Consider the following 18,721-nt stretch of genomic DNA (forward strand, 5'->3'; position numbering starts at 1 on the left):
CTGCCTTTGCCGGACTGACTGACCAGCGGGGGGGCGCAACCGCTGGCAGCCAGCTTGCTCACTATTCTGAAGGAGATGAGGAAGACGAAGCATGTTCGATCCTGTACGACAGCACGATGTGCAGATAACGAGCCAGCGGTCTGACGCTCAGGGGGCGAGGGCTACTGCTGGCGAGACTGGGATCCCGGCACGCCGGGCCTTTTTGCGCCGCTCGCTGACGGGCATGGCGCTGGCGGTGCCCGTTGGGGGCTTGCTGGTGGCTTGCGGTTCCAGCTCAACAATGACAGGGGCGGCCTCAACACCGACCAGTGCGGCCACCTCAGCGCCTACATCTCCCACGCGCCTGCTCTCGCTGGCTTCGGTGGCTGATAGTGGCTCAGCCTTCCGCGAGATTATGCAGGATGAGAATGCCCACGTGACGTTTCTCCAGCAGGCCCTGACCAAGGCGGGAGTCCAGCCCCGTCCCAAGCCGACTTTCAAAAATCTGGAGCAGATGGATGTTCAGTCCTTTGCTCAGGTGGCACAGACCTTTGAGAACGTGGGCGTGGGGGCCTATTTGATGGCGGCTCCGGCCATCGCTACCAAAGCCTATCTGGCCGCCGCTGGCTCTATTCTGACAGTGGAGGCGCGCCATGCCGGCTTTCTCGATGCGCTGCTCAATAAGCCGCTGAGCGCCAACGGAGCCTTTGACAAGCCACTCTCGCAGGCCGAGATTGTCAGGGCTGTCTCGCCTTTCATCGCCAGCCTCAATGGTGGCTCTGATCCCTCGGCCTCCCTCAAGAACGATGCGGCTATCCTGAATTTCGCGCTCCTCCTGGAGTTCCTGGAGGCCGAATTTTATAATGTGAATGTGCCAAAATTCTTCAAGTAGAACCGTCCTCTCTTCGCTCCTCTTCCCCTGATGGCCTGAAACATCCCTGGGAACGAAACGCCGATGGAAGGGGGAGCGAGCTGGGCGCCAGGCCTGGGGAGGCCACGGTCGCTCAGGTGCTGCCGAAGAGGCCGCCTGTCGCCACTCTTCTCTCCTGGCCGGCGCTCTTCTCTTTTTTGGGGAGGTGTGCCCCGCGGCTATACTGGCGCCGATGCACGAGCACCTCGCTTGCGCTTCTCTGCCACCAGTGGAACCCGCCCAGTGGTCCCCATTCTTGTCTTCTGTGCTAGTTTTGTGCAATATGACTAGTAGCCTGGGGAGAATCTTCAGTTATTCTGCCAATGACTGCCCTAAAAAACGCATGGTAATCTAGATTCGCAAACGGGAACTGTGCATATTAACCAACAGCTCTGCGAGTGATCGGCCTTATCCAGGTAGAGATCGCAGAGCCGCAGACGGTCGCTGACCGCGGGTCGCGCGAGCCGACCGGAGCAGATCCCACAGCGCTGCTGCTGCCCCGTTCCCCTGTCATGAGCCAAACCGCGTGTCAAGAGCGGGAGGAACGACGAGCGACGTTGAGCACCCTGCCGGTACAAGGGCAGTTCTGCCCGGACCAGGCTGACTCTGGCCTGGCTGATTGACTGCCTTGCTTCCACAACGAGGGAGAGTGGCCTTGCAGCAGCGGCGAGAAGAGAAGAACAGCAGTAGCAACAGCGTAGCAACTCACTGTCCATACTGTGCCTTTCAGTGTGGCATGCTCCTTGGGGGCAGCCCGCAACAATTATGGATCGAGGGAGACAAGAGCTTTCCTGTGAACAGAGGAGGGCTGTGTCTCAAAGGATGGACCTCTCCCCAGACGTTGGCTCATCCTGAGCGCCTCCAGACACCGCTCAAGCGCCAGCCTGATGGGCGCCTCTTGCCGGTCTCCTGGGAGGAAGCGCTGGACAGCATTGTCCAGCAGATCCAGGCCACTCAGCAGCACTATGGGAAGGAGGCTGTTGGCGTCTTCGGGAGCGGGGCCTTGACCAACGAAGAGGCCTATTTGCTCGGCAAATTTGCCCGCCTTGCTCTGAATACTTCCCAGATCGATTATAACGGGCGCTTCTGCATGTCCTCGGCAGCGGAGGCGATGAATCGCGCCTTCGGCCTCGATCGGGGGCTGCCCTTCCCTCTAGAGGACCTGGCTCAGGCCGAGGTCATCCTTCTGGCGGGAAGCAATATCGCCGAGACCATGCCCCCGCTGATGCAGTATCTGGACCGGCAACAGCGAGCCGGCGGCCTGCTCATCACGGTTGATCCCCGCCACAGTGTCACTGCTCGCTCAGGGCAGCGGCACCTACAGCTCACACCCGGCAGCGACGCGGTGCTGGCTAATGGCCTGCTGCATATTCTGATCCGCGACGGCCTGCTCGACGAGGAATACATCGCCCAACGCACCAGCCACTTTGAGGCAGCGCGAGCGATGGCCGCAGCCTATTGGCCTGAGCGGGTCGAGCGCCTGACCGGTGTCCCCGAGCGAGATCTGACCGAGGTAGCTCACCTGCTGGGTCAGGCTCGCTCAGTCATCATTCTGACCGGACGTGGCGTCGAGCAACAGCGCCAGGGGGTGACCAATGTGCTGGCCTACATTAACGTGGCCCTGGCTCTTGGTGTCGTTGGCAAGCCTGGCAGCGGCTTTGGTAGCCTCACTGGCCAGGGGAACGGCCAGGGCGGACGCGAGCATGGTCAAAAAGCCAATCAGCTCCCAGGCTATCGCCGGATCGACGACCCGGCGGCCAGGGCCTCCATTGCTCGCGTCTGGGGAATTGACGAGAGAGCGCTGCCCGGTCCTGGCCGTTCTGCCTACGAGCTGCTAGCCAGCCTGGGTACCCCAGGAGGGGTGCGCTGCCTCTTCGTCATGGGCAGCAACCTGGTTGTCTCTGCCCCCAACGCTCTGCACATCGAAGAGCGGCTGGCGGCCCTCGATTGTCTGATCGTCTGTGACTTTTTCCTATCTGAGACCGCGCGCCTGGCGACGATCGTCTTGCCCGTCACCCAATGGGCCGAAGAAGAAGGGACGCTCACCAATCTGGAAGGCCGCGTCATCCACCGACGGCGCGTCCTTCAGCCGCCTGCAGGCGTCTGGGATGAGATCACGCTGCTCTGCGAGCTGGCCAGACGCCTGGGCAAAGGCCAGTATTTCCCCTTCAGCAACGCTCGTGATGTCTTCGAAGAACTCAGGCGTGCCAGCGCTGGGGGCCTGGCCGACTATGCTGGCATCACCTATGAAAAGATCGATGCTCAGCAGGGAGTCTTCTGGCCCTGCCCTACGCCGGAGCACCCGGGCACTCCTCGCCTCTTCTCCGATGGCTTTCCGACTGCTGACGGACGCGCTCGCTTTCATGTCACTCACTACCAGGGGCCTGGCGAAGAGCCTGACCGCGACTATCCCCTCTATCTCAGCACGGGGCGTCTTCTGGCCCATTATCAGTCGGGCAGCCAGACCCGGCGCATCAGCCAGCTACAAGCCCTCTGCCCTGAGCCGTTGATCGAGATTCACCCGACGACAGCCAGAGAGTATGGTCTCTCTGACGGGGACCTGGCTCTGCTCTCGACGCGCCGGGCAAGCATGCAAGGCCGTATCAGGATCAACGAGACGATTCGCGAGGATACGCTGTTCGTCCCTTTCCACTGGGGAGATGCCCAGGCTGTCAACCGTCTCACTAATCCCGCGCTCGATCCGACCAGCCGTATGCCCGAGTTCAAGATCTGTGCCGCGCGGATCGAGCGCCTGGCCAATCAATCCAGGTAAGTAGCACAGGGAGGGAGCAACGCAGATGACGAGAAAACAGCGACTTGTGGTCATCGGCAATGGCATGGGCGGAGCCCGCCTTGTCGAAGAGATCGTCAGCCGCCCAGGAGGAGAACGCTACGACATCACCGTGCTGGGGGCCGAGCCCTACGGCAACTACAACCGTATCCTTCTCTCAGGAGTCCTGGACGGCAGCTATTGCCCCGAACATATCTTTCTCCATCCCCTGACCTGGTACGAGCAGCACAATGTCAGGCTCTGCGCCGGTCGGGCCGCCGTCGGTATCGATTGGCAGGGGCACCGTGTACAGACCGCCGATGGTTCCTGGGAACTCTACGACTGCCTCGTGATTGCCACCGGCAGCAGTCCCTGCCTGCCGCCTTTGGCCAACCTCGTGCGCAAGGATGGTCAACTCATCGCAGGCGCCTTTACGTTCCGCACCCTGGACGACTGCCAGGCCATCCTGGCTCACAGCAGCCGGGCCAGACGGGCTGCCGTTATCGGCGGGGGCCTCCTCGGACTGGAGGCCGCCAGCGGCCTGGTCAGGCGAGGTCTGGAGGTTCATCTCGTCCATCGCTCTCCCCACCTGCTTAATCTCCAGCTCGATGCGGCAGGCAGCGCTATCTTAGCACGGCTCATCGCTGAACAGGGGGTCCAGCTTCACCTCGGCAAGGAGACGGTGGCTGTCCTTGGGCAAGACCGGCTCTGCGGCCTGCGCTTCAGCGACGGCAGCGAACTCGCCTGTGACCTCTGCATTATCGCCACTGGCGCTCGCCCCAATACCGATCTCGCTCGGACAGCAGGTCTGGCTGTCAGGCACGGCATCGTGATCGACGACGACCTGGCCTGCAGTGTCCCCGATGTTTTCGCTCTCGGTGAATGCGCCGAGCACCGGGGACAGACCTATGGGCTGGTTGCCCCCGCCTGGGAGCAGGCTCGCATCCTGGCAGAGCGTCTGACTGACAGGGCCAGTCGCAAGCAGTATACTGGCTCAGTTCTCTCCACACGGCTCAAAGTCAGCGGCCTTGATCTGACGGTGATGGGCGACAAGGAGCCAGCTAGCAACAGTGACGAAGTCATTACTTACGCCGAGCCTGCCCGTGGGATCTACAAGAAGTTGATTGTGCGCGAGGGGCGCCTGCAGGGCGCTATCCTGCTGGGCGACCTACCGGGCAGTGTCCCTGCCGCCCGTCTGGTGCAACTCTTCCATCGCGGTGATCCCCTGCCCGCTCACCGCGCCGAGCTGCTTTTCCCGTGCCCAACCGGCAACAAGCAGACGTTATCGGTGGCCGACCTGCCCGACGATACCCAGATTTGCAACTGTAACGGCGTCTCCAAAGGGACCATTCTCGCCGCCGCGCGCGCGGGTAAACGCAGCCTCCAGGCCCTCTGCGAGGCCACACGTGCCGCCACTGGCTGTGGCTCTTGCAAAGGCCAGGTCCAGGAACTCCTCGTCCTGGCCTGCGAAGGCGAAGTGGCCGAAGATCCCGCGGTGCACTACTACGTCCCCGCCATCCCCTTGACCAAGCCCGAACTGGTACGCGTCATCAAAGAGCGCGGGCTGCGCAGTGTCTCTGCTGTCTTCCAGGCGCTTGCCGACGGCAAAGAAGATCCAGCCAGCAAAGCTGGCCTGGCCTCGCTCCTTAAAACCATCTGGGGCAAGGACTACCAGGACGAGCGCGATGCCCGCTTTATCAACGACCGCGTGCACGCCAATATCCAGAAAGACGGCACCTTCAGTGTCGTGCCGCGCATCTACGGGGGGGTGACCACGCCAGAGCAATTGCGCCGCATTGCCGACGTTGCCGAAAAGTATCGCGTGCCACTCGTCAAGATCACCGGCGGGCAGCGCATCGATCTGGTAGGTGTGCGCAAGGAGGAGCTGCCGGCCATCTGGAAAGACCTCGGGATGCCTTCAGGCCACGCCTACACCAAGGCCTTCCGCACCTGCAAGACCTGCCTGGGGAGCGACTTCTGTCGCTATGGTCTGGGCGACAGCACCACGCTGGGGATCAAAATTGAAAAGCGCTATCAGGGCATCGAGATGCCCCACAAGGTCAAGCTGGCCACCGCTGGCTGTCCACGCAACTGCTCCGAGGCTACGACGAAGGACCTGGGAGCGGTGGCCATCGAAGGGGGACGCTGGGAGATCTACGTTGGGGGAGCCGCCGGCTCACGAGTCCGGAAAGGCGACCTGCTTTGCACCGTCGATACCCATGAGGAGGTCCTGCTCTACATGGGACGCTTCATGCAGTACTACCGGGAGAATGCGAAGTACCAGGAGCGCAGCTACGACTTTGTGGAGCGCGTTGGCATCGAGCATCTGCGGCGCGTCCTGGTGGAGGATGCCGAGGGCATCTGTGAGCGACTCGATCGCGAGATCCAGGCCGCCGTCGAGGCCTATGTTGACCCCTGGCAGCGCGAGGCCGAACAGCCGGTCACGTCCACCCAGTTTAGCCAGGTCCTGGAGGCCATGCCCGTCCCGCTGGGAGCCGGCGATTGAGCGCAGCCCAACCATCACCCGATCACGACTTACGCACTCGGGGCGGCCACACCCGAAGGCAATCCTGCCAGGGGACAGATTGGAGCAGAAAGGAGAGAAGGAGCAAGCCCCATGAAAGCGCCGCTATCACCTGGAGCCGTGTGCTATAATCTAGGGCACATCAGCCGCATTCCACGCGGCGAAGGTCGCACCTACCGGCTGCACGATCGGCTCATTGCCGTCTTTCGCAGCCGCAACGACGAGCTATTCGCGACGCAGGCCGATTGTCCCCATCGGGGAGGGCCTTTAGCCGACGGCATCATCGGGGATGGCAAAGTGATCTGCCCGCTACACGCCTTCAAATTCGACCTGCGCACGGGCGCCCCGCTTGGGAATACCTGCCCGCAGCTGCACACCTATCCCGTTCGCCTTGATGCCAAAGGGAACATCCTGGTCACTGTGGACGACTCATAAGAAAAGGGCGGGCAGGGCCTGCCCCTACCTCCTCAGTCCAGCGCTCGGCTTGCTCGGACGGCAGACGAACGAGCAGCTAAGGCCAGCCAGTGAGCTGCCAGCTGCCAGGAAGCCGGGCGCAAGAGGGGCGGGGCAAGCGGCAGCGGAACGCGGAAAGAGGAAAAGGACCAGCTATGACGAGACGCTTTGCAGAGGCCGAAATTGCAGTGCTGGAGGCCCGCATGAGCGGGGAGCTTGCCAATCTCATTGCACGTCATGGCGGGCATGCACGTTGCATTCCTGCCGTGCGCGAGGTGCCCCCGACAGATGCAACCCAGCAGGCCATGACCTTACTACACGAGCTACGCACCCATCGCCTGGACGCCATTATTTTCTCGACTGGCGTGGGAGCCAACGCCCTACTGCGGGAAGTCGAGCGTCAGGGCCTGCTTCCAGAGCTGCTTGATGAACTCAAGCGGATCACTATCATTTGCCGAGGGCCCAAACCGGCCACCGTCCTCAAGAAACATGGCCTGCCAGTCCATATCAGCGCGCCTGAGCCTCACACCACTGAGGAGCTTCTCGACGCCCTGGAAGCCATCGAACTGCATGGCAAACGGCTGGCGCTGTTGCACTACGGCGAACGCAACGCCAGGTTGGTGGCCTATCTGCAGGAGCGCGGCGCCCAGGTTGCAGAGTTCTGTCTCTATGAGTGGCAGCTTCCTGAAGACACCAGCGCTCTCAGCCAGCTTGTCTACGACCTCTGCGCTGGACGGGTCGATGCCCTTGTTCTGACCAGTCAGGTCCAGGTGCGGCATCTCTTCCAGCTGGCGGAGCGTGAGGGCTGTAGCCAGAGGCTGGCTGAGGCCCTGCGCGAGCGGGTGACGGTCGCCTCGATCGGCCCCACATGCAGCGAGGCCCTCCAGCAGTATGGCGTCAGGCCGCATGTTGTACCAGCGCATCCTCGCATGGGCCACCTTGTCAAAGCCCTCTCAGACTACCTAGAGCGCCAGAGCCAGGCTCTACCCAGGAGCTAGGCAAAGCGGCATCTGGCTCCCGGCGCAGTCTGCATCGGCAGGCAGACAGACAGGCAGGAGATTTTCCCTTTGCCTGGCCTCGTGCCACTCTCCACGCCGGGCCCTCAAGTAGTGGAGCCCGGTGAATGGGGGGCTTTCTTCCCTTGGATAGTAGTCAACCTGCCATCCTATCATAGGGAGGTCAGTACAACTATGCGTATCCCTCGTACACCGTTCACTACCCTGATCGCGTCTTTTCTCCACTTTGATACTTGCTTCGCACTCTGGGTTCTGCTTGGAGCGCTGGGCATCTTCATTGCCCAAAGCCTCAAGCTCAGCCCTGCCGAGCAGGGTTTTCTCGTAGCCGTGCCTACTCTTGGCGGCTCGCTGGCGCGCTTCCCGATGGGTATGCTTGGTGACCGCTTTGGCTACAAGCGCGTCGGCACTCTTCTACTGCTTTTCCTCTTTCTTCCTCTGCTAGCCGGCTGGCTTCTGCCCCTCAACTTTCCAGCCCTGCTGGTCGTTGGTCTCCTGCTGGGCTGTGCTGGTGCCTCCTTCGCCGTTGCTCTGCCGCTAGCCAGCCGCTGCTATCCTCCAGAGCGGCAGGGGCTGGTCATGGGGATCACCGCTGCGGGCAACATGGGGACCGTGATTGCCAACCTTGCCGCTCCTACTCTGGCGCGTAGCTATGGCTGGCATGCCGTCATGGGACTTGCCATGATCCCTCTGGCCCTTGTCCTCCTCGTCTTTGTTGCCCTGAGCCGCGAGGCCGGGAAGGCACTGACCAGCGCTGCCGCTCCCGCCCAGCCGGTGGGGGCTGTCTTCAAGAGCGCCGATCTCTGGTGGTTCTCTTTCTTCTACAGCATTACCTTTGGGGGCTTTGTCGGCCTGAGCACCTTCTTGCCCCTCTTCCTGCATACTCAGTACGGCCTGAATGCCGTTAATGCCGGTCTCCTCACGGCGCTCGCCAGCCTTACTGGCAGTCTGGCGCGTCCCCTGGGGGGCTACCTCGCGGATCGCCTGGGCGGCACCTTCATGTTGCACCTCGTCTTCAGCCTGGTGGCTGTCAGCTATGCCTTGCTCGCCTGTCTTCCACCGCTGGGCCTGGGGGCCGCTCTGATCCTCTGCCTGCTGGCCATGCTTGGGACAGGCAACGGCGCTGTTTTCCAGCTTGTCCCCCTACGCTTTCCCCAGCAGATTGGGCTGGCGACTGGATTCGTGGGGGCCTGTGGGGGGCTTGGAGGCTTCCTGCTGCCATCGCTGCTGGGCGAGGCCAGGCAGCTGAGTGGCGGCTACGCTATGGGCCTGGTGAGTCTGGCGCTTCTTGCTCTCGGCGCCCTCATCAGCCTGCGTCTGCTTGTGAGCCTGAGACCTGGCTGGCAGCCTGGCCAGCGCCTTGTTTCTCCTGCGGGACAGCCCACGGCCTACTCGCGTGGCCGCAGCGGCTCCTAGTCTGCGGAGCCAGGCCAGGCCAGGCCAGGAAGACCATTCTGTCAGCCTGGCCTGGCTTTGCTGATAGCCATGCTCCTGGGCCTCTGGCCAGTCCACGATGCCTCATGCTATACTGTGGCTACGCGAGTAAGAATAGCCCGGTCCACTGGGAGCGCTGCCTGCAAGCTGGGCCGGGCAGGGTCTTATCTCGCTACCTGGCACGTACCCACCCAGCTACAAAACGCCAGTAACTGCTGCAGAGAGGAAGCGTGGAGATATGCAGGAGAAGCAAGCGGCTGAACCCGCACCAGGAGACATGCGCTACTATGATTCCATCCTCGAAGCCATCGGCAACACCCCACTGGTGCGCCTGCGTAAAGTGGCTGCCGATGTTCCTCCTCTCGTGCTCGCCAAGATCGAGATGCTCAATCCTGGCGGCAGCGTCAAAGATCGCATCGGACCAGCCATGATCGAATACTGCGAGCGCCAGGGCCTGCTACGACCCGGTGGCACCATTGTCGAACCCACGAGCGGGAACACCGGTCACGGCCTAGCCATCGCTGCCGCCATCAAAGGCTACCACTGCATCTTTGTCATGACGGACAAAGTCAGTGAGGAGAAGCGCAGTCTGCTGCGAGCCTACGGAGCCGAGGTCGTCATCTGCCCGAGCACCGTGCCCCCCGACTCGCCTGAGCATTACAAGAACGTAGCCCATCGGCTTGCCAGGGAGATTCCTGGGGCCTGCTGCCCCGATCAGTACTCCAACCCTGCCAATCCAGCAGCCCACTACGCCAGCACCGGACCCGAGATCTGGCGCGCTACCGCCGGGCGCATCACGGCCTTCGTTGCTGGCATTGGCACCGGCGGCACCATCACTGGTACGGCCCGCTATCTCAAGGAGCAGAATCCGGCCATCAAGGTCATTGGGGCCGACCCGGCAGGCTCCGTCTACTCGGGCGACACCCCGAAGCCTTATAAGGTCGAGGGCATTGGCATGGAGGTGTTTCCGAAGAATTACGATCCCTCCGTTGTCGATGAAGTCATTCGCGTTGAGGATCGCATCTCCTTCTACTGGGCCCGGCGCCTGGCCCGCGAAGAGGGGATTCTCGTCGGAGGCTCCTCGGGCACAGCGCTGGCGGCAGCCCTGACCTATGCCCGTCGGCTCACCCCCAACGATGTCGTCGTTGTGCTCTTCCCCGACACTGGACGCGGCTACCTGAGTAAGCAGTTTAACGATACCTGGATGCGCGAGAACAACCTGCTTATGCAGGCTGAGAGCGAACAGCCGACGCTGCGAGACGTGCTCACCTATCGGCGCATGCATGAGGGCAGCATGCCCCTGGTCGTGAGTGTCGCACCCCAGGACTCGATTGCCGACGCCGTTGAGCTGCTCCGCCGCTATGGGATCAGCCAGACACCTGTGATGGAGCACGGACGCATGGTCGGCAGCCTGACTGAGGATCTGCTGCTCCAGCATCTGGCCAGCGGAGAATCGCTAAGCGAGAAGACCGTTGGCTCGCTCCAGGGTCCGCCTTTCCCCGAGCTGCCCGCTGATGCTTCCGTCCAGGAGGCCTATACCCTCTTTCGGAGTGGTCAGTCAGCGGTGGCCGTCATGCAAGGCTCCCAGCTCGAAGGCATCGTCACCCGCAGCGACCTGCTGGAGTTCTGGGCTCACAGCCGCGAGCGAACCTGCTAGCTCCCTCTCGCATCTCTCCCTCACTCTCTTGGTTCGGGAAGCTAGATTGCGCTTGAGCAGCGTAGCAGGAGACAAGGGAGAGCGTGGCATGGCTTCCCCCGCGCTCTCCTTTAGCTTGACAAAGCGCAAATCTGCTGCTACCATGAAAACGTGGTGCTTAAAAGCAGCGGACTGGCCGGCATTCGGGAAGGAGGCAACCATGCAGCACAACGCCAGTGCAGTGTCCCCGGGGGGCAGGAGTGCCACCAGCGAGCCAGGGCTCGCCCGGACGCAGCCAGGGCGAACGATCCTGAGCGGTAGAGAGCGGGCCTAGCTATGGATGAGCCGCCGTTTGAAGTCTTCGAGCACACAGCAGACGTCGGGCTGCAGGTCTACGGGCGGACACTGCCGGAACTCTTCATCCATGCAGCCGAGGGGATGGAGAGCCTGGTGGTGCCTCTGGAGCAGGTCGAGCCCAGGGTCAGTCAGGAGGTGGAGGTTGAAGGGGATGATCTGGTCTCGCTACTGATTGCCTGGCTCAGCCGCTTGATCTTCCTGTTCGACACTGAGTTCTTGCTCTTTCGCCAGTTCGAGATCGAGGACTTCTCTGAGACCCAACTGAAGATGAAGGCGCGCGCCAGCGGCGAGCCGTACGATGAGCGGCGCCACGAGCTGAGCAGCGCTATCAAGGCGGTCACCAGGCATCAGGCCGAGGTTGTCCCTACCGCCGACGGCTACAAGGCACGAATTATCTTCGACATCTAGCGCTCGGCCCGGCTCAGCTCGTCGAAAGTCTCCCGCTTCTCTGCCTTCGCCCGCCGCTCTCTTGTTTGGCTTACCCAGCGGCCTCGCCATCTCCCCAGTTATCTAGGTGCTTGCTTGCTTGTAGGAGGGAGACTGCGTCTCGCTGTCCATTGCTGCCGCTCTCCCCTCGGCCTCCCTCCGGGACGGGCCAAAGCGAACGGAGCGGAGACTGGTCCTTCGCCCGCTCCGTCGACCCTCTGCCGCGCCCGGGATTCGACCGGTCCAGGAGCATCGTCTTCCATACGGGCCGCCTCCTGGAGACCAGAGAAGAACGGGAACGGGCGAGCTCGCGCTGACCCGTTCCTGGTTCGATTGGCAGCAACAGCGCGAGTATCTCAGTGTTTGCGCTGATACGAGATGAAGGAGGGATTCACGATGAGCGACACCGGGGCGAAGATTCCCCTCCAGCGGATTGATGCCTATCGCTGGCTCATTCCTCAGAGTTACCAGCCGAAGATGCGCGTGCCAGGCATGGTCTACGCCGACGACGCTCTCATGGAACAGATTCGCCAGGACAACTCGCTCCAGCAGGTAGCCAATGTGGCCACATTGCCGGGCATTGTCGGTTACTCGCTGGCTATGCCCGACATTCATTGGGGCTACGGATTCCCTGTAGGAGGCGTTGCTGCGACAGACGCAGAGACAGGAGTGATTTCGCCCGGAGGAATCGGCTTCGATATCAACTGCGGAGTGCGCCTGCTCGCTACAGATCTGAGCTACCAGGAAGTCAAAGGGCAGGCCGACCGTCTGGCCGATGAACTCTTCCAGCGCCTGCCCTCGGGTGTGGGAGGCAAAGGTATGCGCAGTTTGAGTGAAAGGGAGCTGCGCGAAGTGATGGTGCGCGGTGCCGCCTGGGCCGTTGAGCAGGGCTATGGCTTCCCGGAAGATCTGGCAGTTACCGAGGAAGAAGGCTGTCTGACCGGTGCCAATCCCGATGCCGTCTCAACGACGGCTATCCAGCGCGGTGCTAACCAGCTTGGGAGCCTGGGCGCAGGCAACCACTTCTGCGAAGTTCAGGTCGTCGATCAGATCTATGATGAAGAGGCAGCCCAAGCCCTCGGCCTCTATCCCAAGGACCAGGTTGTCACTACCATCCATTGCGGTTCGAGAGGATTCGGGCATCAGGTCGCTGACGACTTTATCAGAATCGCCGAGTTAATGGTAGCAAGAGAGCATAGTGAGATAGTGGATAAGCAGCTCGCCTATCTGCCGCTGATCTCCCAGGAGGCGAAAGCCTATCTGGGGGCGATGGCCGCTGCGGCAAACTTCGCCTGGGCCAACCGCCAATTGCTGATGCACGGCGTGCGCCAGGCATTTTCCAGGGTTTTTGGGCGCCGGGCCCGGCCTGCGGAGATGCCACTCGTCTACGACGTGTGCCACAACATTGCGAAGATAGAAGAGTACCGCATCGACGGTCAGTTGCGGCGTGTCTGCGTCCATCGCAAAGGGGCGACGCGAGCCTTCCCCGCAGGGCATCCCGCCGTCCCCGAGAAGTATCGCGCCGTTGGCCAGCCGGTGCTGATCCCAGGTGACATGGGACGCTACTCATTCGTGCTGGTTGGGGCCCCTGGCTCAATGGAACAGAGCTTTGGGACGACCTGCCACGGTGCCGGACGCCAGCGCAGCCGCACGGCGGCCAAGAAGGCGATCAGCAGCAAAGACTTGATGGCCCAGCTGGAGGCAAAAGGCATCAGGGTACGAGTGCACAGCAGAGGTCTGCTGGCTGAAGAGGCTCCCCTGGCCTATAAGGACGCTGAGCAGGTAGTGCGCGTTGTCCACAACGCCGGCCTGGCCAGGCTTGTTGTTCGGCTGCGTCCCATTATCGTCGTCAAGGGATAAGCGGGCCGGCCTCCCCAACGACCGGATAGAGCGATGCAGCCGGGAAGAGGCAGCGCTGGATTGAGGACTGCCCCGCTTCCCGGCTGACTGGTTCGTCCCTCCTCAGCGGTACCTCTCTGCTTCTCGTATGGTTTCTGCTCTCTCCTCGATCTGAGCCGCCAGCCGTGGCTCACAGCGTCGGCGCAGCCCCAGCAAATTGAAGAGGTAGCCGATGGTGAGCAGCAAGAAGAGAAGGTTGCGCAGCTCGACCAGAGGAAGAAAACCCGGTACGCGCCAGACCTGGGTAGCATCCTGGACACGGGTATAAAGGAAGGGATAAATGAGCGAGGTCTGCAGGGCGATCAGCCCGAACCACAGCAACCAGCGGCGCTGCGTCGCCGTCAGATAGGCCACGAGCGGCATCAACCAGATCAGATACTGCGGGCTAAAGACTTTGCCCGTCGCCACGAAGATCAGCAGGGCCGCCAGGGCCGCCTCTGCAAAGGCCAGCCGTCCACGCGCACTCTGCCAGAGCACCAGCCCATAGCCGGCCAGCAGCGCCAGCGTACTGCCGAGCGAGACGGCAGGGACCAGGGGACTGAGCAGGTTAATCGAGCCGTAGGTATAGACGACGTGCACCGTCTGCCCGGCCAGGGCCGCCAGCCAGATCACCAGCGTACCACTAGACTCAATCTGCACAGGACGCTGAGCGAAATAAGCAAGCTGACTGGCCACCGCTCCCTGAAAGTCCAGCAGTGCAAAGACTCCCGTCGTTCCGAGCAGCAGCGCGAGACAGAGCAGCAGATTCCGCCAGTGGCAGCGCCGCAGCCACGAGAGCGCATGCATCACCCATCCTGAGATCCCTAGAGGAGTCCTGGCTGCTCCCTGCAGGCCGCTGCTGCTTGCTGCCCTCGCAGCCTGCTGCTCCGCAAAGAACAGCGGGGGCAAGAGCAGGAGGGGATAGATCTTCAACAGGATGGCCAGGGCCAGCGCGCCATAGGCTGCTCTCCAACGACGGCGCTCCGCGGCCAAGACACAGAGCAAAGTCAGGGCCGCTGGCACAAGATCAAAGCGCAACAAGGCGAGGCCCCACTCGCCCAGGAATAAGTAGCAGGTGAAGGCCAGGGCCGCCCCGCGTGGTCCCCAACGTAACAGGAGCCAGTAGATAAAGAGCGCAGCCAGCGCCATCAACAGCCCGAAAACGAGGGGATAGTAGGCCGTGGGCACAAGCAGGCCGGGGGTGAAGAGGATGAGCGTCAATGGAGGGTACTCGATGGGCAGCGTATGCAAAGGCGGTAGCTTCTCCACCTGAGCGGGCAAAAACGAGCAATCGATCTGGGGGGCTAGCGCATGAGCCTGGCCTCCGAACCAGAACGCCAGCGCATAGCACTCGTAGCGCGTCACGTCCGAGGTGGGCCAGACCATCTGCCAGGAAGAAAGTGCCAGCATGACCAGGAGCGCCAGCGCCAGCGGTAGGAAGGAGAGCGCTCCCCCGGTGGGATTAGCCAGGCGCTCTAGCCCGCGTCTGATTCCCTGGGTAACGCCCAAGAGAGCGGAGAGGGGGGTCTCCGCAGCGGGGAGGCCTCCCGAACTGCTGCGCACATTTGACATACCGTTCTCACCAGACTACAATTCGGAACAGCACCAGAGGGGAACCGCCCGACAAGGGGGCGGGCTTTCTTCCCAGAAGTACCTGACAACTGCCTGCCTTATCCCATCGGGAGGCATTGGGAGCGCAGTGCTCAGCTCGGGGCGCGCCCACTCTCCTCGCGTGTCGGCCTCGACCTCGCCTGATCAGCGCAGACCGAGGCCAGGGCCAGAGGTTCCTCGGGCAAGGCAGCTTGCACCAAGGATAGAGCAATGGCTCTGGTCTGTCAAGCAGCCTGGGGCAAGCATCCTGCCCGCTCGTCGCCCCAGCCCTCACCGGATGGGTCAGAGGCCGAAGCAATTATTGCACTGCTTGTGAGAGGAGGACCCAATTCAGATGGCTGAGTCCGCCCGTTCCTACACGAAGACACTCAAGATCGGCGATGTCGCTCCCGACTTTACCCTTAAAAGCCACGTCCGCGAAGACTGGCATCTAGCCGACTTCCGCGGCAAGAAAAACGTCGTTCTTGCTTTTGTGCCATTTGCTTTCAGCCGCGTCTGCTCAGCACAGCTGCCTTCCTATGAGCGCGAGCTGGAGCGCTTCCGGAGCGCCGACACCGAGGTTGTTGCCATCAGCATGGACAGCGTCTATGCCCTGGATGCCTGGTCACAGGCGATGCGCACCTCCTTTCCACTGCTCTCTGACTTCTATCCCCAGGGAGCCGTTGCCGACCTGTATGGAGTGCGCCATCCAGCAGGCATGGCAGAGCGCGCCGTCATCGTGATTGATAAAGAAGGCCTCATCCGTCACATCGAGGTCACCGCGAGTCCTTCCGACCTGCCTGATAACCAGAAGCTCTTCGAAGTCCTGCGCACGCTCCAGGCCCAGGCAAGCTAGCCCGGCCTGGAGCGTCCTCCTCCCAGTCAGCCGGCCAGTGGCTGCCGCCGGCACCTGCAAAGCGGCTCGGGCAGGCAGGCTGGCTGACTGGAGAGCGATCCCTCCGCCCTATTCCATCCACACAAGAGCAACCGGACGGAGCACATTGACGTACCGAAGAATTTGCGCTATCATCTCCTATAGCAATAAGCAATATCCCAGACCAGTCAGAGGAGGCGCGCACGGCCAGGGCGAACGCGACGCCAGCCGGGTCGGGTTGGCTCAGTCCCAGGCGTAGCGAGCGAATGAGGGAGCGGAGGGAGGTGAGAGGAACGCGAAGGGAAAGGGAAGGCCACAAAGAAAGCAGAAGGAGAGGTGACCGGTAGGCGGATCTCCCTCTTAGCTAAGCGCAGGCCCCTCTGGATCGAACTGGCCTGGAGCCTGGGATCGGCAGCAGCAGAGAGCTGCAGCAGGGCGCTGCAGTCTTCCACCACAAAGGACAGAAGCTATGGACATGCGCCATCATCGACGAGCGCCGAACGGCGTGCGGTCCCTGATGCTCGGGCTTGCCTCCCTGATCACGGTCCTCCTGGCTGGGGCAGGAACAGCCAGCCTGGGCGCACAACCCGCGTGGGCCGCCTCCCCACACGTTGATGTGGTCAACCTCAACAGCGACATCAACCCGGGCGCGGCGCGCTTCCTCCAGCAGGCCATTAGCACGGCAGCTAGCGATGGGGCCCAAGCGCTGGTCATTGTCATCGATACCCCAGGTGGTGATCTGGATTCCATGAAGCAGATCACCCAGGCTGAGCTGGCCAGCACGGTTCCCATTCTCTCCTATGTCTATCCGCCAGGGGCGCGCGCTGCCTCAGCGGGGGCCTTTGTAGCGCTCTCCGCTCCAATTGCTGCAATGGCTCCCACCACACGCATCGGCGCCTCCAGTCCAGTGAGCAGCACTGGTGGCAACCTCGATTCCACCCTGCTCAAGAAGATCGAGAATGACCTCGTTGCCCAGATCACCGGCACCCAGAACCGCTACGGACGCAACGCCACCCTGGCAGCGAAAATGGTCACCGAAGCCGCTTCCTACGATGATCAGACTGCTCTGCGCGAGCACATCGTCGACCTCGGCGCGCGCTCACTCTCCGAGCTGCTGCAGCGTGCCGACGGACGAAGCGTTACCCTGGCCTCCGGACGCAGCGTTGTGCTACACACAGCCAGAGCCGCTTTCGCGACCCTCAATCCGGGGCTGTTCGAGGCGCTCTATAGCTTTCTTCTCGACCCCAACGTGGTCTTTCTCCTCTTCATTATCGCACTGATTGGCCTCTACCTGGAGATCTCCCACCCTGGGGCCATTGTGCCCGGCGTCGTGGGAGGCATTGCTCTCATCCTCTTCCTGCTGGGGGCGGGATCACTCTCTCCCAACTGGACTGGCCTGCTGCTCATGGGTCTGGCCTTCGTCTTACTGGTTCTGGATGTCCGCCTTCCCTCGCATGGTGTCCTGACTGTGGGAGCGGTTATCTCGCTCATTATCGGCTCTTTGCTCTTCTTCAACAGCGATCAGGCGGAGCATGGTCCAGGAGTCACCCCCTGGATCGTCTACCTCATGGCGGGAGTTGTTGGTCTGCTCAGCCTGGCTCTGGTCAGCGTTGTTGTGCGGGCACAGCGCGAGCGCCGCCCCTCGGGAGTTGAGAGCATGATCGGGTCCCGCGCAGTCACGCTGACGCCGCTGACACCGAGTGGCAGAGTGAACTACTGCGGTGAGAATTGGGCCGCCAGCCTGGTTGAGCCGTATACTTCTCTCGATGAAGGCTGCGAAGTGACTATTGTAGCTGTCGAGGGCCTCCGCCTCTATGTCCGGCCAAGCCTGCCGCCGGCCCCACCCACCGACGGCACACCAACAGTCCCACCCTCAGAAAAGGAGGATTCCCCATGGGAAACTCTCTCGCTATAAGTGCCATTTTCGTCATTGGTCTCATTGTCGTGCTCATCTTGCTTTCTGGCCTGCGTGTCATCCAGCAGTATGAGCGCGGCGTCCTCTTTGTCCTTGGCAACCTGCGCGGCACGCGGGGTCCTGGCCTGTGCTGGATTCCCCCCGTGATCGCACGCCTGCTGAGAGTCGACCTGCGCATCGTTACCCTGACTGTACCCCCGCAGGAGGTCATTACCCGCGACAACGTCACCGTCAAGGTGACCGCTGTCATCTACTTCTACGTGGTCAATCCTGAAGCTGCCATTGTCAACGTCATGAACTACCTGCAGGCTACCACACAGATAGGCCAGACCACCTTGCGCAATGTCCTGGGACAGTCAGAGCTGGATGAGCTACTTGCCCAACGTAACAAGATCAACCGTGAGCTGCAGGCCATCATTGATGAGTTCACGGAGCGCTGGGGCGTCAAAGTGACTGCGGTCGAAATCAAAGATGTGGAACTGCCAGCAACTATGCAGCGTGCTATGGCCAAGCAGGCAGAGGCGGAGCGCGAGAAGCGCGCCAAGATCATCCATGCTGAAGGCGAGCTCCAAGCGGCCACGCAACTGGCCCAGGCAGCTAACATCATTGCCGCCGAGCCGGGTGCTCTGCAGCTGCGCTATCTCCAGACCCTGACCGAGATCGCGGTGGAAAAGAACTCGACCATCATTTTCCCACTGCCACTTGATCTCATCGAGCCGCTGCTCAGGACGCTGCATGCTGCTCGTGAGGGTCGGGCTGCACCAGCGCCCCAGGATGGTCCACGCCCTAGACCGGCCTCGCCTTACTCTCAGGGCTGAGCGAAGCGGCGCAGGGAGCAGCCAATAGCAGGCGAGAGACGAAGAGAAGAGGCCCTGGCCCACAACTCTACTGGCGCAAGCCCCCCGGCCTCTTCCTTCCCTTCGCCTTGCAGCGTGCTCTACGGTTGCTGGTCAGGTCCCACC

At 62.0% G+C, this 18,721-nt stretch carries 13 protein-coding genes; 12 read left to right on the forward strand and 1 reads right to left on the reverse strand.

The window, feature by feature from the left end:
* The first annotated feature begins 91 nt into the window (after positions 1 to 91).
* From N688_RS09345 to N688_RS09395, 9 genes are all read left to right on the forward strand, one after another.
* A complete protein-coding gene (locus N688_RS09345) occupies positions 92 to 871 on the forward strand; it encodes a ferritin-like domain-containing protein (protein ID WP_052889031.1) in 780 nt (259 codons plus the stop codon).
* Positions 872 to 1,538: 667 nt separating this feature from the next.
* Positions 1,539 to 3,662 (forward strand): molybdopterin oxidoreductase family protein, encoded by a 2,124-nt coding sequence (locus N688_RS09355; protein WP_272945034.1) that lies wholly within the window; start codon positions 1,539 to 1,541, stop codon positions 3,660 to 3,662.
* 25 nt (positions 3,663 to 3,687) lie between these two features.
* Positions 3,688 to 6,165 carry a nitrite reductase large subunit NirB gene (nirB, locus tag N688_RS09360; RefSeq protein ID WP_052889034.1) on the forward strand — a complete coding sequence of 826 codons (2,478 nt, stop codon included), beginning with the start codon at positions 3,688 to 3,690 and terminating at the stop codon, positions 6,163 to 6,165.
* Positions 6,166 to 6,276: 111 nt separating this feature from the next.
* On the forward strand, positions 6,277 to 6,618 hold the full coding sequence (locus N688_RS09365; protein WP_052889035.1) for a Rieske (2Fe-2S) protein: 342 nt from the start codon (positions 6,277 to 6,279) through the stop codon (positions 6,616 to 6,618).
* 173 nt (positions 6,619 to 6,791) lie between these two features.
* Positions 6,792 to 7,634, forward strand: a complete 843-nt coding sequence (locus tag N688_RS09370) for a uroporphyrinogen-III synthase (RefSeq protein ID WP_052889036.1) — start codon at positions 6,792 to 6,794, stop codon at positions 7,632 to 7,634.
* 192 nt (positions 7,635 to 7,826) lie between these two features.
* Positions 7,827 to 9,065: an MFS transporter gene (locus N688_RS09375; RefSeq protein WP_052889037.1), complete on the forward strand. Its 1,239-nt coding sequence runs from the start codon at positions 7,827 to 7,829 to the stop codon at positions 9,063 to 9,065.
* 295 nt (positions 9,066 to 9,360) lie between these two features.
* Positions 9,361 to 10,740: a cystathionine beta-synthase gene (locus N688_RS09380; RefSeq protein WP_052891436.1), complete on the forward strand. Its 1,380-nt coding sequence runs from the start codon at positions 9,361 to 9,363 to the stop codon at positions 10,738 to 10,740.
* Between the two features lie 315 nt (positions 10,741 to 11,055).
* Positions 11,056 to 11,484: an archease gene (locus N688_RS09390; RefSeq protein ID WP_052889039.1), complete on the forward strand. Its 429-nt coding sequence runs from the start codon at positions 11,056 to 11,058 to the stop codon at positions 11,482 to 11,484.
* A gap of 414 nt (positions 11,485 to 11,898) precedes the next feature.
* Positions 11,899 to 13,362: an RtcB family protein gene (locus N688_RS09395; RefSeq protein WP_052889040.1), complete on the forward strand. Its 1,464-nt coding sequence runs from the start codon at positions 11,899 to 11,901 to the stop codon at positions 13,360 to 13,362.
* Positions 13,363 to 13,464: 102 nt separating this feature from the next.
* Here N688_RS09395 and N688_RS09400 read toward each other — a convergent pair whose 3' ends face one another.
* A complete protein-coding gene (locus N688_RS09400; protein ID WP_052889041.1) occupies positions 13,465 to 14,952 on the reverse strand; it encodes a glycosyltransferase 87 family protein in 1,488 nt (495 codons plus the stop codon).
* 373 nt (positions 14,953 to 15,325) lie between these two features.
* Here N688_RS09400 and N688_RS09405 point away from each other — a divergent pair, with 373 nt between their 5' ends.
* The 3 genes from N688_RS09405 (at position 15,326) to N688_RS09415 (ending at position 18,577) form a co-directional block, all read left to right on the forward strand.
* Positions 15,326 to 15,826, forward strand: a complete 501-nt coding sequence (locus tag N688_RS09405; RefSeq protein ID WP_052889042.1) for a redoxin domain-containing protein — start codon at positions 15,326 to 15,328, stop codon at positions 15,824 to 15,826.
* A gap of 487 nt (positions 15,827 to 16,313) precedes the next feature.
* Positions 16,314 to 17,759 carry an NfeD family protein gene (locus N688_RS09410; protein ID WP_052889043.1) on the forward strand — a complete coding sequence of 482 codons (1,446 nt, stop codon included), beginning with the start codon at positions 16,314 to 16,316 and terminating at the stop codon, positions 17,757 to 17,759.
* Complete coding sequence (locus tag N688_RS09415) at positions 17,738 to 18,577, forward strand: slipin family protein (protein WP_052889044.1); 840 nt, start codon at positions 17,738 to 17,740, stop codon at positions 18,575 to 18,577. Before N688_RS09410 ends, N688_RS09415 begins: the two co-directional genes overlap by 22 nt.
* Positions 18,578 to 18,721 lie beyond the last annotated feature (144 nt).

This window comes from Thermogemmatispora carboxidivorans, from assembly GCF_000702505.1.
Taxonomy (GTDB): domain Bacteria; phylum Chloroflexota; class Ktedonobacteria; order Ktedonobacterales; family Ktedonobacteraceae; genus Thermogemmatispora; species Thermogemmatispora carboxidivorans.

Coding starts and splice junctions, on each gene's coding strand:
- N688_RS09390 (WP_052889039.1), top strand. CDS start 11,056: ATGGATGAGCCGCCGTTTGAAGTCTTCGAGCACACAGCAGACGTCGGG.
- nirB (WP_052889034.1), top strand. CDS start 3,688: ATGACGAGAAAACAGCGACTTGTGGTCATCGGCAATGGCATGGGCGGA.
- N688_RS09415 (WP_052889044.1), top strand. CDS start 17,738: ATGGGAAACTCTCTCGCTATAAGTGCCATTTTCGTCATTGGTCTCATT.
- N688_RS09400 (WP_052889041.1), bottom strand. CDS start 14,952: ATGTCAAATGTGCGCAGCAGTTCGGGAGGCCTCCCCGCTGCGGAGACC.
- N688_RS09410 (WP_052889043.1), top strand. CDS start 16,314: ATGGACATGCGCCATCATCGACGAGCGCCGAACGGCGTGCGGTCCCTG.
- N688_RS09370 (WP_052889036.1), top strand. CDS start 6,792: ATGACGAGACGCTTTGCAGAGGCCGAAATTGCAGTGCTGGAGGCCCGC.
- N688_RS09375 (WP_052889037.1), top strand. CDS start 7,827: ATGCGTATCCCTCGTACACCGTTCACTACCCTGATCGCGTCTTTTCTC.
- N688_RS09395 (WP_052889040.1), top strand. CDS start 11,899: ATGAGCGACACCGGGGCGAAGATTCCCCTCCAGCGGATTGATGCCTAT.
- N688_RS09380 (WP_052891436.1), top strand. CDS start 9,361: ATGCGCTACTATGATTCCATCCTCGAAGCCATCGGCAACACCCCACTG.
- N688_RS09405 (WP_052889042.1), top strand. CDS start 15,326: ATGGCTGAGTCCGCCCGTTCCTACACGAAGACACTCAAGATCGGCGAT.
- N688_RS09345 (WP_052889031.1), top strand. CDS start 92: ATGTTCGATCCTGTACGACAGCACGATGTGCAGATAACGAGCCAGCGG.
- N688_RS09365 (WP_052889035.1), top strand. CDS start 6,277: ATGAAAGCGCCGCTATCACCTGGAGCCGTGTGCTATAATCTAGGGCAC.